The sequence below is a fragment of the Pseudomonas sp. GGS8 genome, from assembly GCF_024168645.1.
In the GTDB taxonomy this organism is placed as follows: domain Bacteria; phylum Pseudomonadota; class Gammaproteobacteria; order Pseudomonadales; family Pseudomonadaceae; genus Aquipseudomonas.
The window spans coordinates 2,595,165-2,612,315 of the sequence record NZ_JALJWF010000001.1 but is presented as its reverse complement, the minus strand read 5'-3'; the positions used below and the strand labels follow the sequence as shown (position 1 = coordinate 2,612,315).

General features: G+C 52.5%; 12 protein-coding genes and 1 pseudogene. 12 read left to right on the top strand and 1 reads right to left on the bottom strand.

Features of this window, described 5'->3' with window-relative positions; translation table 11 throughout:
* The first annotated feature begins 71 nt into the window (after positions 1-71).
* The 7 genes from J3D54_RS11680 (at position 72) to J3D54_RS11650 (ending at position 7,367) form a co-directional block, all read left to right on the top strand.
* Entirely contained in the window at positions 72-1,106 is a 1,035-nt protein-coding gene (locus J3D54_RS11680) for an ion channel (RefSeq protein WP_253418137.1), read from the top strand.
* Positions 1,093-1,773 (top strand): DUF2491 family protein, encoded by a 681-nt coding sequence (locus J3D54_RS11675; RefSeq protein ID WP_253418135.1) that lies wholly within the window; start codon positions 1,093-1,095, stop codon positions 1,771-1,773. Before J3D54_RS11680 ends, J3D54_RS11675 begins: the two co-directional genes overlap by 14 nt.
* Positions 1,774-1,787: 14 nt before the next feature.
* On the top strand, positions 1,788-2,216 hold the full coding sequence (locus J3D54_RS11670) for a DUF350 domain-containing protein (protein ID WP_007933682.1): 429 nt from the start codon (positions 1,788-1,790) through the stop codon (positions 2,214-2,216).
* A 19-nt stretch (positions 2,217-2,235) separates the two neighbouring features.
* Entirely contained in the window at positions 2,236-2,964 is a 729-nt protein-coding gene (locus J3D54_RS11665; RefSeq protein WP_253418133.1) for a DUF1190 domain-containing protein, read from the top strand.
* A gap of 12 nt (positions 2,965-2,976) precedes the next feature.
* Positions 2,977-4,134 carry a glutathionylspermidine synthase family protein gene (locus tag J3D54_RS11660; RefSeq protein WP_253418131.1) on the top strand — a complete coding sequence of 386 codons (1,158 nt, stop codon included), beginning with the start codon at positions 2,977-2,979 and terminating at the stop codon, positions 4,132-4,134.
* Between the two features lie 120 nt (positions 4,135-4,254).
* Positions 4,255-6,459: an OsmC domain/YcaO domain-containing protein gene (locus tag J3D54_RS11655; protein WP_253418129.1), complete on the top strand. Its 2,205-nt coding sequence runs from the start codon at positions 4,255-4,257 to the stop codon at positions 6,457-6,459.
* Positions 6,460-7,055: 596 nt separating this feature from the next.
* Positions 7,056-7,367, top strand: coding sequence for a hypothetical protein (locus tag J3D54_RS11650; RefSeq protein WP_253418127.1), 312 nt, complete (start codon positions 7,056-7,058; stop codon positions 7,365-7,367).
* 64 nt (positions 7,368-7,431) lie between these two features.
* On the opposite strand, the pseudogene J3D54_RS11645 reads toward J3D54_RS11650, so the two are convergent.
* Positions 7,432-7,584, bottom strand: a pseudogene (locus tag J3D54_RS11645) (transposase domain-containing protein); the annotation flags it as partial.
* A 455-nt stretch (positions 7,585-8,039) separates the two neighbouring features.
* On the opposite strand from J3D54_RS11645, the gene J3D54_RS11640 reads away from it, so the two are divergent.
* From J3D54_RS11640 to J3D54_RS11620, 5 genes are all read left to right on the top strand, one after another.
* Entirely contained in the window at positions 8,040-8,876 is an 837-nt protein-coding gene (locus J3D54_RS11640; RefSeq protein WP_253418126.1) for a hypothetical protein, read from the top strand.
* 424 nt (positions 8,877-9,300) lie between these two features.
* Positions 9,301-10,968 carry a hypothetical protein gene (locus J3D54_RS11635; protein WP_253418125.1) on the top strand — a complete coding sequence of 556 codons (1,668 nt, stop codon included), beginning with the start codon at positions 9,301-9,303 and terminating at the stop codon, positions 10,966-10,968.
* 174 nt (positions 10,969-11,142) lie between these two features.
* Positions 11,143-13,200 carry a CHAT domain-containing protein gene (locus J3D54_RS11630; protein ID WP_253418124.1) on the top strand — a complete coding sequence of 686 codons (2,058 nt, stop codon included), beginning with the start codon at positions 11,143-11,145 and terminating at the stop codon, positions 13,198-13,200.
* A gap of 630 nt (positions 13,201-13,830) precedes the next feature.
* On the top strand, positions 13,831-15,534 hold the full coding sequence (locus J3D54_RS11625) for an ATP-binding protein (protein ID WP_253418123.1): 1,704 nt from the start codon (positions 13,831-13,833) through the stop codon (positions 15,532-15,534).
* Positions 15,527-16,957: a UvrD-helicase domain-containing protein gene (locus J3D54_RS11620; protein WP_253418122.1), complete on the top strand. Its 1,431-nt coding sequence runs from the start codon at positions 15,527-15,529 to the stop codon at positions 16,955-16,957. Before J3D54_RS11625 ends, J3D54_RS11620 begins: the two co-directional genes overlap by 8 nt.
* The last annotated feature ends 194 nt before the right edge of the window (positions 16,958-17,151 follow it).

The following is a 17,151-nucleotide window of genomic DNA, read 5'->3' as shown; positions in this document are numbered from 1 at the left end:
TCGCACTCGAGCTCTCAGATGCCAGAGCGATTACGTCGCCAGGAATGAGCCCCCAAGGAGTCAGGGATGTAATGTCGATTTTCCTTTTATTGCGCGCGTACGCGGCGTCCTTCTTCCATCGCTTCGGCTGGGCCGGCCTGGCCATTGCGTTGAGCGTACACCTGAGCACGGCCTGGCTCGGCCTGGCGTTTCTGGGCGAACAACACCTCATCGCTCCCGCCACGTTCACCTACTTCTATCTCACCACCACACTCACCGTCGGCTACGGCGATCTTGCGCCACAAACAGCCGCGGGACGGATTTTCGTGGCTACCTGGGTCATGCTCGGGGGCATTGCGCTGCTGACGGCAGCCATCGGCAAAACCACCAGCAGTGTCATCGATGTATGGAGAAAAGGCATGAAGGGCAAAGGCGATTTCACCGGCAAGGTCGGTCATACCGTTCTCATCGGCTGGGAAGGCGCGTCAAGCGAGCGGGTCATTGAATTGTTGCTGCAAGACGAAACGTCCAATGACAACCTGATCGTCATTCGCGATTGCGACCTCGAAGAAAACCCCATGCCGGGTAAGGCTGCCTTTATCAAAGGCGAAAGCCTGTCCTCTGCAGCACTTTTGCTGCGGGCCGGCGTGCCTGGCGCCGAACGCGTACTGGTGCGTACCCATTCAGACGATCTGACCCTGGCCACCGTGCTGGCGGTCAATCAACTGAGCCCGGTCGGGCATGTGGTCGCCCACTTCAATGAAAGTGAAATCGCCGCACTCGCCAGCGCCTACGCACCCAGCCTGGAATGCACCTCAAGCATGGCCATCGAGATGCTGGTGCGCGCCTCTCAGGATCCGGGCTCGTCAGTGGTCATCAATGAATTGCTGTGCGTGGGCCAAGGCGCCACCCAATACCTGATGAGACTGCCCGAGACCTTTGAAGCAACGTTTAGCGATCTGTACGCACAGATGAAAGAACGCCACAACGCGACCCTCATCGGCTATCGCGCCAAAGGCGCCCGACAGCCTTCGATCAACCCGCCCGGCGGCACTCGCGTCAAGGGCGGCGAACTCTTCTACATCGCCTCTACTCGCCTCAAGGAAATCTCCAATGGGATGGTTTAAACAGTTGCTGGGGCTTGAGGCCCCGAACGCGGGCACCAATACCGATTCGAAATGGACAGCCAACGACAACCTGCCAATCAGCGGCCCGCTGGGCCTGGCATTGGGCAAAGGGGTAATGTTCGACACCACCCTGAAGCTGTTGCTCGACGGCAACACCAGCGTGACCATCCCAGGCTCCCAGCAGATCTGGAGCGCCGGTACCGTCGATCTCGGGCAGTCGAACTGGCTGTCGCGCTATTACATGAACGACGAAGACTACTGGCTGCAAGTGCACACCACCGGCGACATCGCCGGGCAGGTCGAGTCGGTGATCCTGTTCAACTACCTCAGTTACGTCACCATCAACAGTGAAGCGGAGCTGCGGCGGCTGGCCGGCCCTCAAAGCCTGATCGGGCTGCCGACCTACACGCTCAACGGTGTCGAATACACCCGCGAATGGGGCACCGAGAACGGCCAGACCGAACTGGTGCCGTTGAGCGAACACCTGAAGAATCCGGATGAGACCTACAGCATCGGGCACCGTTCGATGCTGTACGCCCGTGAAACCGGCCTGACCGATCGCCGGGAATTCCTGCTGTTTTCCGTCGAAGAAGACGCCGAAGGCACCATCAGCTTGAGCACTTCGCTGGGCATTTCGCTGTACACCACCGACCTGAACACTTTTTAAAAAGGAAGAAGTCCATGCTTGAAGCGCTCTCCATTTCCCTGAACAAAGCCGCCGTGCTCGGGTTTGTTTTGTACATCCTCGGCGCCGCCGTGCTGTTTGCCCTCTTCCAGTTCATCTACACCCGAATCACACCGCACAGGGAATTCGAACTGATCCGTGCGGGCAACGTTGCAGCCGCCATCGCCCTGGGTGGCGCCATCATCGGTTTCGCCATTCCGGCCAGTAATGTGATCGCCTACTCGATCAGCATTCTGGACTTCGTCGTCTGGGCGGTGATCGCCGCTTTCGTACAACTGCTGGCGTTCCTGGTGACCAGCCTGGTGCTGAAAGGCGCCTCTGAACGCATCAAGAAAGGCGAAATCGCTGCGGGTATCTATGTCGCGGCAGTGGCCATCAGCGTCGGCATGTTGAACGCCGCGTGCATGACCCCTTCCCAGAACTGATTGCGCCACGGAGATTGCGATGAAACGAAGCAAGTACGTTCAGCTCTCGCTGGCGGCATCGGTCGCCATGGCCATATCAGGCTGCGGGCCGACGGAAAAAACCTACGAGATACACAAAAAGTACAATTTCCAGTCCGTCCAGCAGTGCGCCGATGAAAAGCTCCCGGTCGACATCTGTTCTGACGCCTATATGAAGGCCATGGCCCAGCATCGAAGCATTGCGCCGGTGTACGACAACCAGGCTGATTGCGACGCCGACTTTGTCGCCGACTGGTGCCAGCAGGATTCCGCCGGCAAATTCATCCCCAAGCTCGGCGGTTTCGAGCTGAGTGCCGATGGCGAGGTGACGCAGTCCGAAGTGGACGCGGCCAAGGCTAAATTGCCCGCGTCTGAAGCGAACGCCGCAGGGTCGGGCTTCTCCGGCAGTAACCTGCTGACGGGACTGCTGATCGGCAACATGCTCAGTAACAACCGCAACAGTTACTACTCCGAACCGGTCTACCGCTATCGCGATGATCGCGGTGACTACTCGTCCTCGACACTCAGTCAGCGAGTATCGTCAGGTTCAACCTTCAACAGGTCCAATCAGGCGCGCTACGGCAGCAGTAGCAGTTACACCGACACCATCACCCGCAGCAAGCCGGTGTCCGTTGCCTCGTCCACCTCCCGCGGCGGCTTCGGCAGCCAGGCCAGCGCACGCAGTGGCTGGGGTGGATCAAGCAAGAGCTTTGGCGGTTCGAGCAGTTAAGGGAGCAGGGCCATGAAGAAAATCCTCTGCACGGAGCGTCATGACTGGAAACAGACTGCCGAAAGCCTTGGCTTTCTGTTCCATACCATCGACGACGAACCCTATTGGGACGAGAGCGCGTACTACCAGTTCACGCTCAAGCAGATCGAAAACGACCTCGAAGACCCGACCACCGAGGTTCATGAGATGTGCATGGACCTGGTGGCGCGAGTGGTGCAAAGCGAAGAGTTATTAGAGCGCCTGAGCATTCCCGCGCCGTTCTTCGACATGGTTCGCACTTCATGGCTCGAAGGCCACCCGCACCTGTATGGGCGCATGGACTTCTCCTACGACGGTACCGGGCCGGCCAAGTTGCTGGAACTCAACTACGACACGCCGACCAGTCTGTATGAGGCCGCAGCATTTCAGTGGGGCTGGCTGGAGCAATGTATCGAACGCGGCTTGCTGCCCAAGCATGCTGACCAGTTCAATAGCATCGACACCAAGCTGCATCAGGCTTTTGCCCAACTGCAGCTCAAACAGCCCTTCTATTTCGCCTCGATGAAAGACTCGGTCGAAGACAAGGGCACCACTGATTACCTGCGCCTGGTCGCGGAAAAGGTCGGCATCGAATCGCGGCACATCGATATCGAAGACATTGGCCTCACCAGTGACGGACGTTTCGTCGACCTCGAAGATCGCTGGATCCCTCACCTGTTCAAACTGCATGCCTGGGAGTTCATCTTCCACGAACCCTTCGGCGCAGCGATTGCGCAGAGCGATACGCAGTTTTTCGAACCGCCCTGGAAATCCATCATCTCCAACAAGGGCATCCTGCCGCTGCTGTGGGAGTTCAACCAAGGTCACCCGAACCTGCTGGCGGCGCACCTGGACACCGATCCGAGTAAAGCGGTGCCCAAAGGCTGGGTGCGCAAGCCATTCTTCTCACGAGAAGGCGCGAACATTGAGCTGCAAACTGCCGATGGCCTGATCGTAAAAGAGGACGGCCCCTACACTGATGCACCCTTTATCCTTCAGGAGTTCGCCCCGCTGCCAAAATTTGGCGACAGCTACACGCTGATCGGCTCTTGGGTGATCGGGGATCAGGCGGCCGGCATCGGCGTGCGTGAGGACAACAGTTTGATTACCAAGGATTCGAGCCGGTTCTTGCCACATCTGATACTCGACTGAGCCCTCCATCGCCCACTAAAAAGACCGGGTATCGACATATCGTCAGACACCCACAAGACTTACTGCGCAAATGCCGGATAATGGCGGCCATTCGTTTAGCCGCTATTCTGGTAATCCCCCATGGAAATCAAGGTCAACTTTCTCGACAACCTTCGACTTGAAGCCAAGTTCGATGACTTCACGGTGGTGGCCGATCAACCTATCCGCTACAAGGGCGATGGCTCGGCACCGGGTCCGTTCGACTACTTCCTGGCTTCGTCGGCGTTGTGTGCGGCGTATTTTGTGAAGTTGTACTGCAGCACGCGCAATATCCCCACGGATAACATCCGCCTGTCGCAGAACAATATTGTTGACCCGGAAAACCGCTACAACCAGATTTTCAAGATCCAGGTCGAGTTGCCGGCGGACATCTCCGACAAGGACCGCCAGGGCATCCTGCGTTCCATCGACCGTTGCACCGTGAAAAAAGTGGTGCAAGCCGGGCCTGAGTTTGTGATCGAAGAGGTGGACAACCTCGACGCCGATGCCCAGGCGCTGCTGATGCCTGCTTCCAGCTCAGAGGCGAGCACTTATATTGCGGGCAAGGATCTGCCGCTGGAGCAAACCATCGCCAATATGTCGGCCATTCTGGCGGACCTGGGCATGAAGATTGAAATCGCCTCCTGGCGCAATATCGTGCCCCATGTGTGGTCGCTGCATATCCGCGATGCACACTCGCCGATGTGCTTTACCAACGGCAAGGGTGCGACCAAGGAAGGCGCGTTGGCGTCGGCGCTGGGCGAGTTTATCGAGCGACTCAACTGCAACTTCTTCTACAACGACCAGTTCTGGGGCGAAGACATCGCCGATGCAGCGTTTGTGCACTACCCGGACGAACGCTGGTTCAAGCCTGGCCGTAAAGATGCACTGCCGGCCGAAATCCTCGACGAGTACTGCCTGAAGATTTACAACCGCGACGGCGAGCTGCGTGGCTCCCATCTGATCGACACCAACTCGGGCAATGAAGAGCGCGGCATCTGCTCGCTGCCATACGTGCGCCAGTCGGACGGCGAGGTGGTGTATTTCCCGTCCAACCTGATTGAAAACCTGTTCCTGAGCAACGGCATGAGTGCCGGTAACACGCTGGCCGAAGCCCAAGTGCAGTGCCTGTCGGAGATCTTCGAGCGCGCGGTAAAACGCGAAATCATCGAAGGTGAATTTGCCCTGCCGGATGTGCCGGCTCACGTGCTGGCGAAGTACCCAGGGATACTGGCCGGTATTCAGGCGCTGGAAGAGCAAGGGTTCCCGGTGCTGGTGAAGGATGCGTCCCTGGGGGGGGAATTCCCGGTGATGTGCGTCACGTTGATGAACCCGCGTACCGGCGGTGTGTTCGCTTCGTTCGGCGCGCACCCGAGCCTGGAAGTGGCGCTGGAACGCAGCCTGACCGAATTGCTCCAGGGCCGCAGCTTCGAAGGCCTCAACGACTTGCCCCAGCCGACTTTTGAAGGTCACGCGGTGACCGAGCCTAATAACTTCGTCGAGCACTTTATCGACTCCAGCGGCGTGGTGTCGTGGCGCTTCTTCAGCTCGAAATCGGATTACGAATTCGTGGAGTGGGACTTCTCCGGCCAGGGTGAAAACTCGAATGCCGAGGAAGCCGCGACCTTGTTCGGCATTCTCGAAGGCATGGGCAAGGAAGTGTACATGGCGGTCTACGAGCATATCGGTGCAACGGCCTGCCGCATCCTGGTGCCAGACTATTCGGAAATTTATCCAGTAGACGATCTGATCTGGGATAACACCAACAAAGCGCTGTTCTTCCGCGCCGACATCCTGAACCTGCATCGCCTGGACGAAGACGAACTGCAAGCGCTGGTTGAACGTCTGGTGGAAAGTGAGCTGGACGACTACACCGACATCACCACCTTGATCGGCATCGAATTTGATGACAATACGGCCTGGGGTCAGCTGACGATCCTGGAGTTGAAGCTGCTGATCTATCTCGCCTTGCAACAATTTGAAGAGGCGAAAGAGGCGGTGGAAATGTTCCTGCAGTACAACGACAACACGGTTGAGCGCGGCTTGTTCTATCAGGCCGTGAACGTGGTGCTGGAGATGAAACTGGACGAAGACCTGGAACTGGAAGACTACGAGGCCAATTTCCGCCGGATGTTTGGCAACGAGCGGATGGATGCAGCGATCGGATCGGTGGACGGCAGCGTGCGCTTCCATGGCTTGACGCCGACCAGCATGAAATTGGAAGGGCTCGATAGGCACTTGCGCCTGATCGAGAGTTACAAAAAACTGCATACCGCGCGGGCCAACGTGACGGCTTTGTCCAGTTAACGGCGCCCACAAAAAAGCGAAGCCAGATCAATGGCTTCGCTTTTGTTGTTACTGACTGGATAACTGCTTTTTAGAAGGGTAGTTCACATAAGAACCGCTTAAGAAAAAATACAATCGCTCTATAGCCCTTATACTACGAGGGACACAGCTAAATTGGTAAGCGCAGAATTTTGTAAAACGTAAAGAACGACGCGACATCCACGGTCGAACGATGCCACTCACGCTTATCTGACAAGTCGCTGTAAAGATCACGCTTTACGTTTTTTCCCGCTGACGACTGGTGTTCATCACCCTTTCCGCCTCTACCAGAGTTGACCTAACATAACTGTCCGCTAGGAGTCAGAAACGGCCCCGTTAGCAAATTAGCCATAAGCGTTCCGCCAACTCACCTTGCGTGGTTGGGGTATTGCGCAGACTCGCTCATCCAATTCGACCTGACCAGCCATTTGCATGGAATTGACCACCACATTTCATGACCTTGACCGGCAGAGAACGACTGTGGATTCAAACGGTGGATGTAACAATAGCCAGCCTACGCTCCGTCCTGGAGCCTGTATGCTGAAAGCAAAAGTCAGAGCCGTTTGTAGGAGTCAGCGATGAAAATAACCGGAAGAGTCGAAGTCGAGACCGTTACGGACGTCGTGTGCGATGTGTGCCGTTGCTCCACCCGCTTGGATACTGGCGGGCATCAGTTCGGCACCCTACAAGCACACTGGGGGTATGGCACTGCCCATGATGGGGAGCGCTATGAACTGCACCTGTGTGAGGAGTGCTTCTTCCGAACGCTGGCTTACCTCAAGCAGGAGCGGCGAACTCAACATCTGCTCAGCGAGGATGGCCAGGATCTCACCGATAATCTCGGTCTGGTCGCGAAGGATGATTATTTTGGTGACGCTGGGAGCCGATAGATAGTCTTCGCAAATCGCAAGCGGTCGGATACGAAGTAGCGTTTGCCCAGAACCTCTTGCATGGTTAGACGGGCGCCCACTTATGCGGCAGTAGCTCGGTAATCTCACTCGCCCGCTGCGTCGGCAGACGTGTGAGGATGCCCTTCAAATACTCGTATGGATCATGCCCATTGATTCGCGCCGACTGGATCAAAGTCGCCGCAGTGGATGAGCGTTTCAATTTGGTAGAACAGCGCGGATCGCGCCGACATCGCCGACAACGTGCGCTGCGCGCTTGCCATGCTGGATGAAAACTTGGAGTTCATCAGAGACGGAATCACAGAGCTTTCAACCTCTGGCCGTCCACGTGCCTGAGCAGGTTGGAGCAGGTCAAATCGACGTCGTAGCGTGATACGGTAGAAAACCGCATTGGAGTAGCCATCGCGGTAATAGGGACAGGAAGAGAATGTATGCGATATTAACATCGCAATGCGGAGAGCAATCTCACCACCGTGGCCTACTGCCTCGTAGCAGTGGGTACTGTAGGCGTTGATCCGCTACGAGACTGCACTCTATTTGACTATCTCTTTGAGTTAGACGTGACAATAATCGATCCAAGAATCACTAGCAAAATTACTGGTGTCGCTCTGCACCGTGATAAACATGATAAATAATATTAGAAGGACTTAAACCATGTCATGGAAGCTATCCAACAATGCGCTAGAGCAACAGCTAGAGAAGCTCTTTCATAAAGATGAAATTGATTTCGGGAAGCCTGGATTTTACGACGAGCCCAATTTTCTAAAAAATGAGGAACGAGATCCAAGATATCTAGAAAATTACGCACGTTATGTCGAAGCTCGCGCCTACGATACAAATTATTTGACAGAGGCTAAGCGGAAAATTGAAATTGCCGTCCAAGTACTATTTTCAGCGGTAAAAAAGGATGGGCGTCTAGGCGCATGTGTTGATGTTTCTGGAATGCTCGGACGGATGCTTGATCGTCTCGGTATCTGGAACTATGTTGCGACGACAACGTTGACCATTGACTTCCCGGCCAGCGCTGACCGCCCCCCTCAACATTTCTGGACCTTTGATGTACGTTCTTTCACTGCGGCTCATGCGATCGTTGTGGCTCCACCGTTCTACGTGGTGGATGTTACCGCTGCGCTCCAGGCGTATGAGCGACCAGTCCTCAATTTTCTTCCGAATTTCGTTGTTTCCGAAACTTTCACTTCGACCAGTTGGAAACCTGAAGATCTGATGAATCATCAAATGTTGCGTTCTATACCGTTACAGTTTGGGAACTTTAATAACTTTCTTAAACGAACCAACCCTCAGATGTTGTCTGTAATGAATGCACTACCGGCTAGACAGGTTTCACACGGCGAGACAACCCTCAGGTACGTCATTGTAGCCGTAGGCGGAACCATCGAACCCCTGGAAGGAGTCGTGGGCTACAAACCCTGCGGACGTACAGCCCTTACTATTTTCGACCAAGATATATTGCCGCTTGTTGAATGCTCCTGATTTTAACAAATGGTGATTTCTCGACAATTAACCAGAGAGCCCTTGCCTCTGCTTGAAGCATAAGCCGTCACTGCTTTTGTGAGCATGACTTGAGATCTATTTCACGCTTTCCTGGCAGCCTTCATCCTCCAATAGCGGACCTTCATCAAGGTCTGCTTCGGCTCGATAGCGGTCTGCGGGTCACTTCCGCTTAGGCTCTTTCCCTGAAATGCAAAGACCAGCACGTGATGGAGCCTGCGAGAAGCAAATACTCAGCTGCTGAAACCTCACAGTAATCACCTATTGTGACATTTTAACGGAAAATTCATTTTGGCCGCCCTGTGCGCCTTATTTTACGGGGCCTCCGTACGGAATCGCGAAAACTCGACCCTCACTTGTTTACAAGTAGTATAAATAGCGCTGTGTGACATTCAAGGTGCCCATCATGACCGACAACTCTATCGTGGATATCCTCAAACATGAAGGACCGATGCTGAGCAGTGACCTATCGAAACTGCTGGAGCAGCGGTATGGCTTGAATCCAACAGCCGCCAGAAAACGCGTTGAACGCGGTGGTGATGGGATTAACAAACTGAGCCAAATCGTTTTTCCTCACCGGGCTCGCTTTGTGTATCTAGAACAAAGTTACGGCTCCCCTTACTTTTTCCACAACCTGATGGAAGCTCTGAAGAAAACGCGGAGTGCGTATTACCTAGCTTTGAGGGCGCTAGAGCTGCGCGACAACGTGATGCCTCGGGCGCATTTCCTCATCTCGTGCGGCGCTCCCATCGCGCAGAAAAGACACATCTCAGCCGAAAGCCTGCTCGAACGACTGATTAAAGCTGGGCTGGTGAAGGAAGTTGATCTTCCAGTTGGACAGATTTCCATTATGCGATGCGATAGGGAGCAGCTGTCGGACATTCCATCCATGTGGGGGAAAATGAAAGGCCGCCTAATCGCAGAGAAGGTCACGCTCCTGGCTGTCAAAGACTGGGCGAGAAACCTTGGGATGGTGAGCTATGAGTCAGTTGAGACTAGGGAGGATGAGGATCGCGAATCGTTGCCTAAGGTAGGCACTTTCAACTGGGACCTAGCAGGTCCCTCCTACCTGCATCCAATGCGGACTTACACCAGCACAGCCTTGAAACCTGGCTTTTTCGTTTGCGATATAGCGCTAAACGGATGGATCTCACCGGACGATATCGGCGCGTTCCTGCACAAATGCGTCACCCTCCGCAGCTTACCGAAAATCGGCAAATGCCTTCAGGTGTTCGTGGCTGAGGCCTATCAAACCGAGGCATTTGCGCAGCTAAAAAGTGAAGGCGTCATCCCGGCAACCACTGAAAGCCTATTTGGCCACGACGTAGCTCTTGCGTTGAAAAACTTATGCAACGTTCTAAACGACACAGCCAAGCTCATAGAAAGCCCAGCTGCACTAGATAAAGTCTTCAACGACCTATCCCGCATAGAGGGTGCGTCCTATTCCTTACGTGGGAGCCTTTTCGAATTTGCAGTGGCACAGATCGCTAGGTCTACGTTCGCCGGATACGATCAAGAGATGAATCGCATCGTGAAGGACGTTATGGGGAAACAGGCCGAAATCGACGTTCTTGCGGTACGCAAAAATCATGAGGTCATCTTCATCGAGTGCAAGGGTATCCATCCGGCGAGCACCCTTGACGACAAAGAGGTGATCAAATGGCTGGATAAGCGAATCCCTGTCCTAAGGGGAGCTGCGAAAATTCATTCGGACTGGGCAACTCTGACCCAGCGCTATGAGCTGTGGACTAGTGGCAGGTTTTCAGAGGAAGCAATAGCCCTCGTGAGCGCTAGACAGGAAGAAAGCAGCAAGCTGGTGATTCAGATCCGCGACGCTGAATACGTTCTCGCCGAAGCAAAGGCTAGTAAAGAGGCCGGTCTGCTGAAGACATACGAACAACATTTCGTTAGACATCCTATGCAGGAATTCGAGGCCGAGAAGAGACGACAACAGCGCAGGGAGGATCGAGCAGCTAAGCGCCGCTTGGCAACCCCTGCCACGCCGCCACCACTTCTTGCATTGCCTACACTGGCCGAGGCCGCAATGTGCGTTTCTGTGAATCCCGAACTCTAAGGAAGACTCAGCACTTTGCCGTCCGACTTCCGGCCGATACGAAATAGCAAATGCTAGCCTCCGAAGGAGGCGCCTTTCAGTAACACGGTTACCCATGGGGTACGCGTGTTAAGAGCAGGTGTTCATAACCGCCGGCCCAGATCTTTATTATCAATTTTAAAGGAAGCTGACATTATGGAAGTTGAACAAGCCTTAAAAATATCGCATCAGTTTCTGGACAGCGCTTTTCGTGATGCGCGTCTGGCCGTGTCGATTTCCTATAACGAGGCCCAGCGACTTGTTTTTCATTTGATAGAACGTCAACAGAACATGCCAGCTGATCTCCGCCTAATGCCATGCTTTGCCCAATTCATTTTCGCAACCGAGGCGCTTTACAACGCTTATGAAAGTTATGAATTGACTGAAATGGGAGACTGGATTGGTTGGGCATTTTCTGAAGACTTGGTGGAAAGTCATACCAAAGAACTACACATTGGCAGAATAGTCGATTTTTATTCATCCCCAACACTTATGAGCTGGCCAGGGTTCATGCCCACAATGGTAAAGTTTTTTGGGGCATTTTACTTTTACGCCCGAGAGCGGACAGCGATGAATAATATTGCGCGAGATCTTTGGATCAGCGCAACTTTAAGTTTTAAGAAAACAATGAAGATGCCCACTAAGCATATTGATCTTCCTGAGGTTTTTCTTGGATTAAATCTAGCGTGCTGGGCCGCAAAAGAGGCCCCCGAATTGGCTAAAGTTTTCGTACCTCAGCTTGAGTCCATCTCTGAAAATGATTCACTTCCCAACCAATTTCGCGCTCTGCTTTATTCTGGCTTGTCTACATCCGCTGGCTTTTATTCAAGCAAAATTTCATCTGAATGGGCGCAAAAGGCGCTTGCCGAATGTGACGACTCCCTAGCTGACGCACATAAGGTGCAACTGCTATCTACAGTCTACGCAGGCACTGAAGATGAAGATCCTTCCACGCTGCTCAGTCAGATAGACTTGGTCCAACGGCACTTGAAATCGCAGCTGGAAGAGATCGCATTTTTCCGAGATGCAGCCATACGAAGCGGTGCAATTCAGCCTTTCATCGTCAAAACTATTAACGCCCCCAATACTGAACTAACACTTCAGGGCCTACGGCTTTGGTATCAATTACCGTCAGATGAATTCAGTATCACTGCAAAACACCTATATCTTTCCATACCATTCGGAGAGCACGGCTACTCGTCAGTGGTGGGTTCTGAAAAAATATTCATTGATCGGGATTCTCAGGCATTTCTCGAAGATCTAGTACATGCGAGCAACAAATTTCTGGGTGTGGCAAAGTCAATCGCTTACGCTGACAATTCCGGGCTGAGAATTCCGGATCGTATTGGGATACCCATGTATGGCGACTCCACAGATTACGAATCCGCAATGAAAAAAGGTTATTGCCCAAGTCTTTACTTGTTCAATTCGGAGCCCTTGTATCAGTTAATTTTAGACAATGAGTGCAATCCGGTGCAGGCGATCCAGCTTAAAGAATGGGGGAAAACTTGGCCGATTGCCTCATCCTTTTCTATCCCAAAACCCGATAGAAAACCGAGGAATGTATTGATATGGTGCGGCGGCGGAAGCCTTACAGAAGGACTTGAAGCTGAGGCTATCAAACAAATCTTTGAAAGGGCTGGAGCCATAGTTGAAGTAGTTTGCTTTGAAGAGTCAGCACAACGAGATTTTACCACTGCCTATGAAGACGATCGTTATGACGTGATATGGGTCGCATCCCACGGTACCTACGATCACTGGTCTCCTAAAAAGGTGACTATGCACGTTGCAGAAGGCAGGTCCGTTTCTTTGGCAGATCTTTGGAACAAGACACCCATTCGTGAAGAACGCCGCCTGCTGTTTTTAAACATATGCGACGGAGCGCGTTTTGAAGAAAGAGGATACCTCCCTAAAATCGGTCTGGCGCCAGGTTTAGCATGCGCCGACCAAGCGACAATCTCTCATCTATGGCCTGTACTAGGCTACCCAGCTGCCGCATTCGGAGCATACCTCGCATACTACATAGCAGAAGGCACGTCATTTTTTGACGCGTATAAGCTTGCGATGCTCTCGGTCCGAAAAACAACATACGCGATAGCTGAGGACCTAACATCCAAGATAGGTGACGGATTCGAACTCATCCAACAGCTTAGGCGTAAAGAGGAAGACTACTCATCGATCGAGTTCTACGGATCGGCCGCTTTTTATCAATAAGTTCCAGAGGCTCATCCCTGGCATCTGCTAACGAACTGGGTGAGTAAAAGAAGGGCATCAACCCGTTGTCTCAGAATGGATTTCTGGAAATATTAGAATTTCATCGATGACAGACACAAACTATACGTTGGCGCATGATGATCCTGACGTTCAGGGTAATTCGCCCGCTCAAAATATACGGACACAATCGTCCTTATGGGCCGGCTCGAAAAGAGTGTTCACCGGCCCTTACGCTCCTCATGGCCTAGAGATCGCTTATTTAGCTTCATAGCCATCCAGGCAGCCTCCGAATCTGTCTTAACGTAATGCCCTTCGCCGTCACTTCCCGTGACGCGGAACATCGTATGGATACGTGGTTCGCGGTGCCCAAGAGGGATAGCTTCGTCGCGAACCTTCGCTACGGTGACCATCACTGCTCTTGGGAAGGCCCCTGGCAACCGTCATGCAGCTTGGATCTCACGCTACATGGCTCGATATCACTAAGTCACGACGCGCAGGGTGGACGCAGGGGCCAGTGACCACGTCACCGCACAGCCGTTAGGGTCGCTGCTCGGTATCACTTTGATATTACAACGGCCCGTGCCTCAGCTAAGCTGCTCTAAACAGAAATTAAAGCGCAGCGGAGGCGACGTGAAGATTAGGAAAATTGTCATTCGAAATTTTCGAGGCATCAAGCTCCTCGATTGGAATGTACCTGATGAACGAATAGTTTGTTTGATCGGGAAAGGAGACTCTGCAAAGACAACGGTACTTGAAGGCATACGTTGCATTTTTCATCCACAATGGAACCTTTCCTTTAACGACTCAGACTTTCACCTGTGCAACGTTAACGAACCAATAGACATCACCGTAGTTTTCGGAGAGATGCCGAATGAGTTTTTGTCCATACAAAAATATGGAGGGCTTTTGCAAGGCTGGGACGCGGCTAAATCCAAGCTGAATGATGAGCCTGAAGACAACGACGAGATTGTACTGAGCGCTAATCTAACCGTAGGACGGGATTTGGAGCCAAAGTGGAAAATCAAAGCTGACCGTAACATTGACGGAGTCGATTTCCGGGCGACAGACCGGGCGAAGCTCAACGTAGGGATCATAGGCTCATACAGCGAGAAACAGCTCACCTGGGGGGCAGGTAGCGCTCTGGCCAGAATTACCGAGTCAGACAACCTTGCGGAATCCCTAGTCGACGCCAGCCGTGCTGCACGCGGGTCATTAGATGGTGAACGAGCAAACGCCCTGGTCAAGTTTGACGCCGCGGCTACCAAATCTGAAGCCGTGGCTAGAGGGCTGGGCGTACCTATCCATCAAAACTACCAAGCGCATCTGGACACGGCCTCTATCAACATTCGAGTAGGTGGCCTAAGCCTACATGACGGTGAGATGCCATTGAGGCAACTAGGGTTAGGCTCTAGACGGATGCTAATGTGCGGCATTCAGAAAGAAAATCTTCAGAAGAATCACGTTACCCTTTTTGACGAGCTTGAAATAGGTCTTGAGCCACACCGGATTGCTCGATTAGTTAAATACATCAAAGATGACAAAACCGGACAGTACTTTATAACCACGCACTCACCATCCGTGTTAAGAGAACTTAACACCTCAAATCTGCACATCGTTCATCGCCTGATAGATATGGTGACGGTCGTGAACACCAACTCCCCAGAACTATCCGAGCTAAATGTCCAAGGACATATCAGATCGAGTGCTGAAGCATTTCTGTCTAAGAAGATTGTAGTTTGCGAGGGGGCCACTGAGGTCGGATTCCTACGAGGGCTGGACGACTATTGGCTCGGCCAAGACTTGGACGCTTTCTCATACTTGGGCACGGCGGTTCTTGACGCCAAGGGAGCTAGCAAGGTCAAAGGCCTCGCTATGGCGTTTAAAAAATTGGGATATCAGGTCTGCGTTATCGCTGATGGCGATGCGCCAAAGGACTTTTCGGACAAAGACAGCCATGACTTAGAAGCAAATGGCGTATCAGTAATGATGTGGTCAGAGCAGCTAGCCTTGGAGCAAAGAGCAATGTTCGACTTGCCATGGAGCTACGTTAAGGCAAGCTTAAAACTCGCCGAAGAATCAGGTAATCCTGTTCGTGATAACGTGCGATCTAAGCTTGCTATAGCCCAGCCCCAGGATCTTATGGAATGGCAAGACTCACCGGAGTTGCGTCAAGCTATAGGTGACGCGGCGAAAAGCTCCGCATGGTTCAAGTCCATCACTGGTGGCGAGGCCTGGGTAGAAGTGATTGCTGACGCTTTTTCCGACGCTAAATTCGTGCTCAGCGATCTTGGCAAAAAACTGTTGCAGGTTCGCGCGTGGGCTGATCATGACTGAACACCTGCACACGATACTGGCCGAGACTCAAAAGAAAGGGTATGTCATAGCACCTGCGGGTTATGGTAAGACCCACCTAATAGCCATGGCAGTGGGTGCCGCCACCCACCGGCAGTTGGTCCTAACCCATACCTACGCTGGAGTAAGCTCCCTCAAAAAGAAGATGCAGCGGTTGGCGGTTCCGTCATCGCTCTACCAAGTAGATACCATCGCAAGCTGGGCTCTGCGTGTGTGCCTTAGTTTCCCCGCTACGTCCAAGTGGTCCGTTGAGTGCCCTGACGGTAAAGAGTGGGACAAGCTTTACTCAGCATGTGCATCTTTATTGGACAGGCCATTCATTAAAAAACTACTGGAAAGCTCTTATTCAGGGTTATATGTCGATGAGTACCAAGACTGTTCGATACAGCAGCATATGCTCGTCGAAGGGATCGCTACAGTTTTACCTTGCAGGATATTGGGCGACCCACTACAAGCGATTTTTGATTTTGCCAATCAGCCTGTTGAATGGGAAAAACACATATATCCCCATTATCAAAAGCTGGGGGAGCTGAGGATACCTTGGCGCTGGCAGCTGGCGAAAGCACCGGAGCTAGGTCAATGGCTAGACAACATCGGGACTAGGCTTCGCGCGAACGAACAGTTTTCAATTCAGGCGCCGTTGCCAAGGGGTATAACTCGCATTTCAGTGGACCTAAATGACTTCGCAGACCGTAAGAGGCTTAATTTCCTGTATAAGTTTCTGAACGATGAAGACTCTGTGATTGCAATATACTCCGGAGATCAAAAATCCAAGAATAAAGCACACAAGCTTGCGCAGGCTTTAGGCGGAAAATTCTCCAGCATCGAGGAGGTGGAAGGAAAAGACTTGTTTAGATTCATCAAAAAGATCGAAGCCGCAAAAACACTAAGCGAAAAAATGATCCTGGTCATTGAGTTCACTAAAAAATGCATGACAGGGGTAGAAGGAATATTGACTACTGGAACTAAACGAGGTGAAGTTGCAAAGGCTACTCAAGCCACCAAGTATCCCCAAATTCTCGGAATTGCGAATAAATTTCTCTCCTCAGCGACAAGCGCTCACCTTCTAGCCTTCCTGCAAGCTATCCAACAAGCCAAAGAAACGTCGACGTACCGCCGAGACCTTCTTAACAGATTGATTAAAGTTCTACAGAACAATGTCGACACTCCGGACAAATCACTTATGGAAAGTGCCAATAATTTCCAGCGTGATTTTCGCCATACTGGCAGACCTGTCCGATATAACAAGCTCATAGGCACAACTCTACTTGTGAAAGGCTTGGAGTATCAACATGCAATCATTTTAGAGGCGGACACCATGACCCCAAAAGATCTTTATGTTGCACTCACACGCGGAGCAAAGACGCTCACAATCGTCAGTTTGAGAACAGTGCTCCCAAGCTGAATTTGCTCAGGCTACATAGCGAACGCCTTACGACTTGTTTGATACCGTTCAGATCGAGTGCTTGGGGCACCTGTGAACATGACACGTTTGGCACTACACCGAATTGGGGCAGGGTAAAGCTTACACGGAAGAAATCACTCAAATTTGAGTCAGGGGTAGCTCAACGGTGAACGCTATCGCTCAAATTTGAGCTA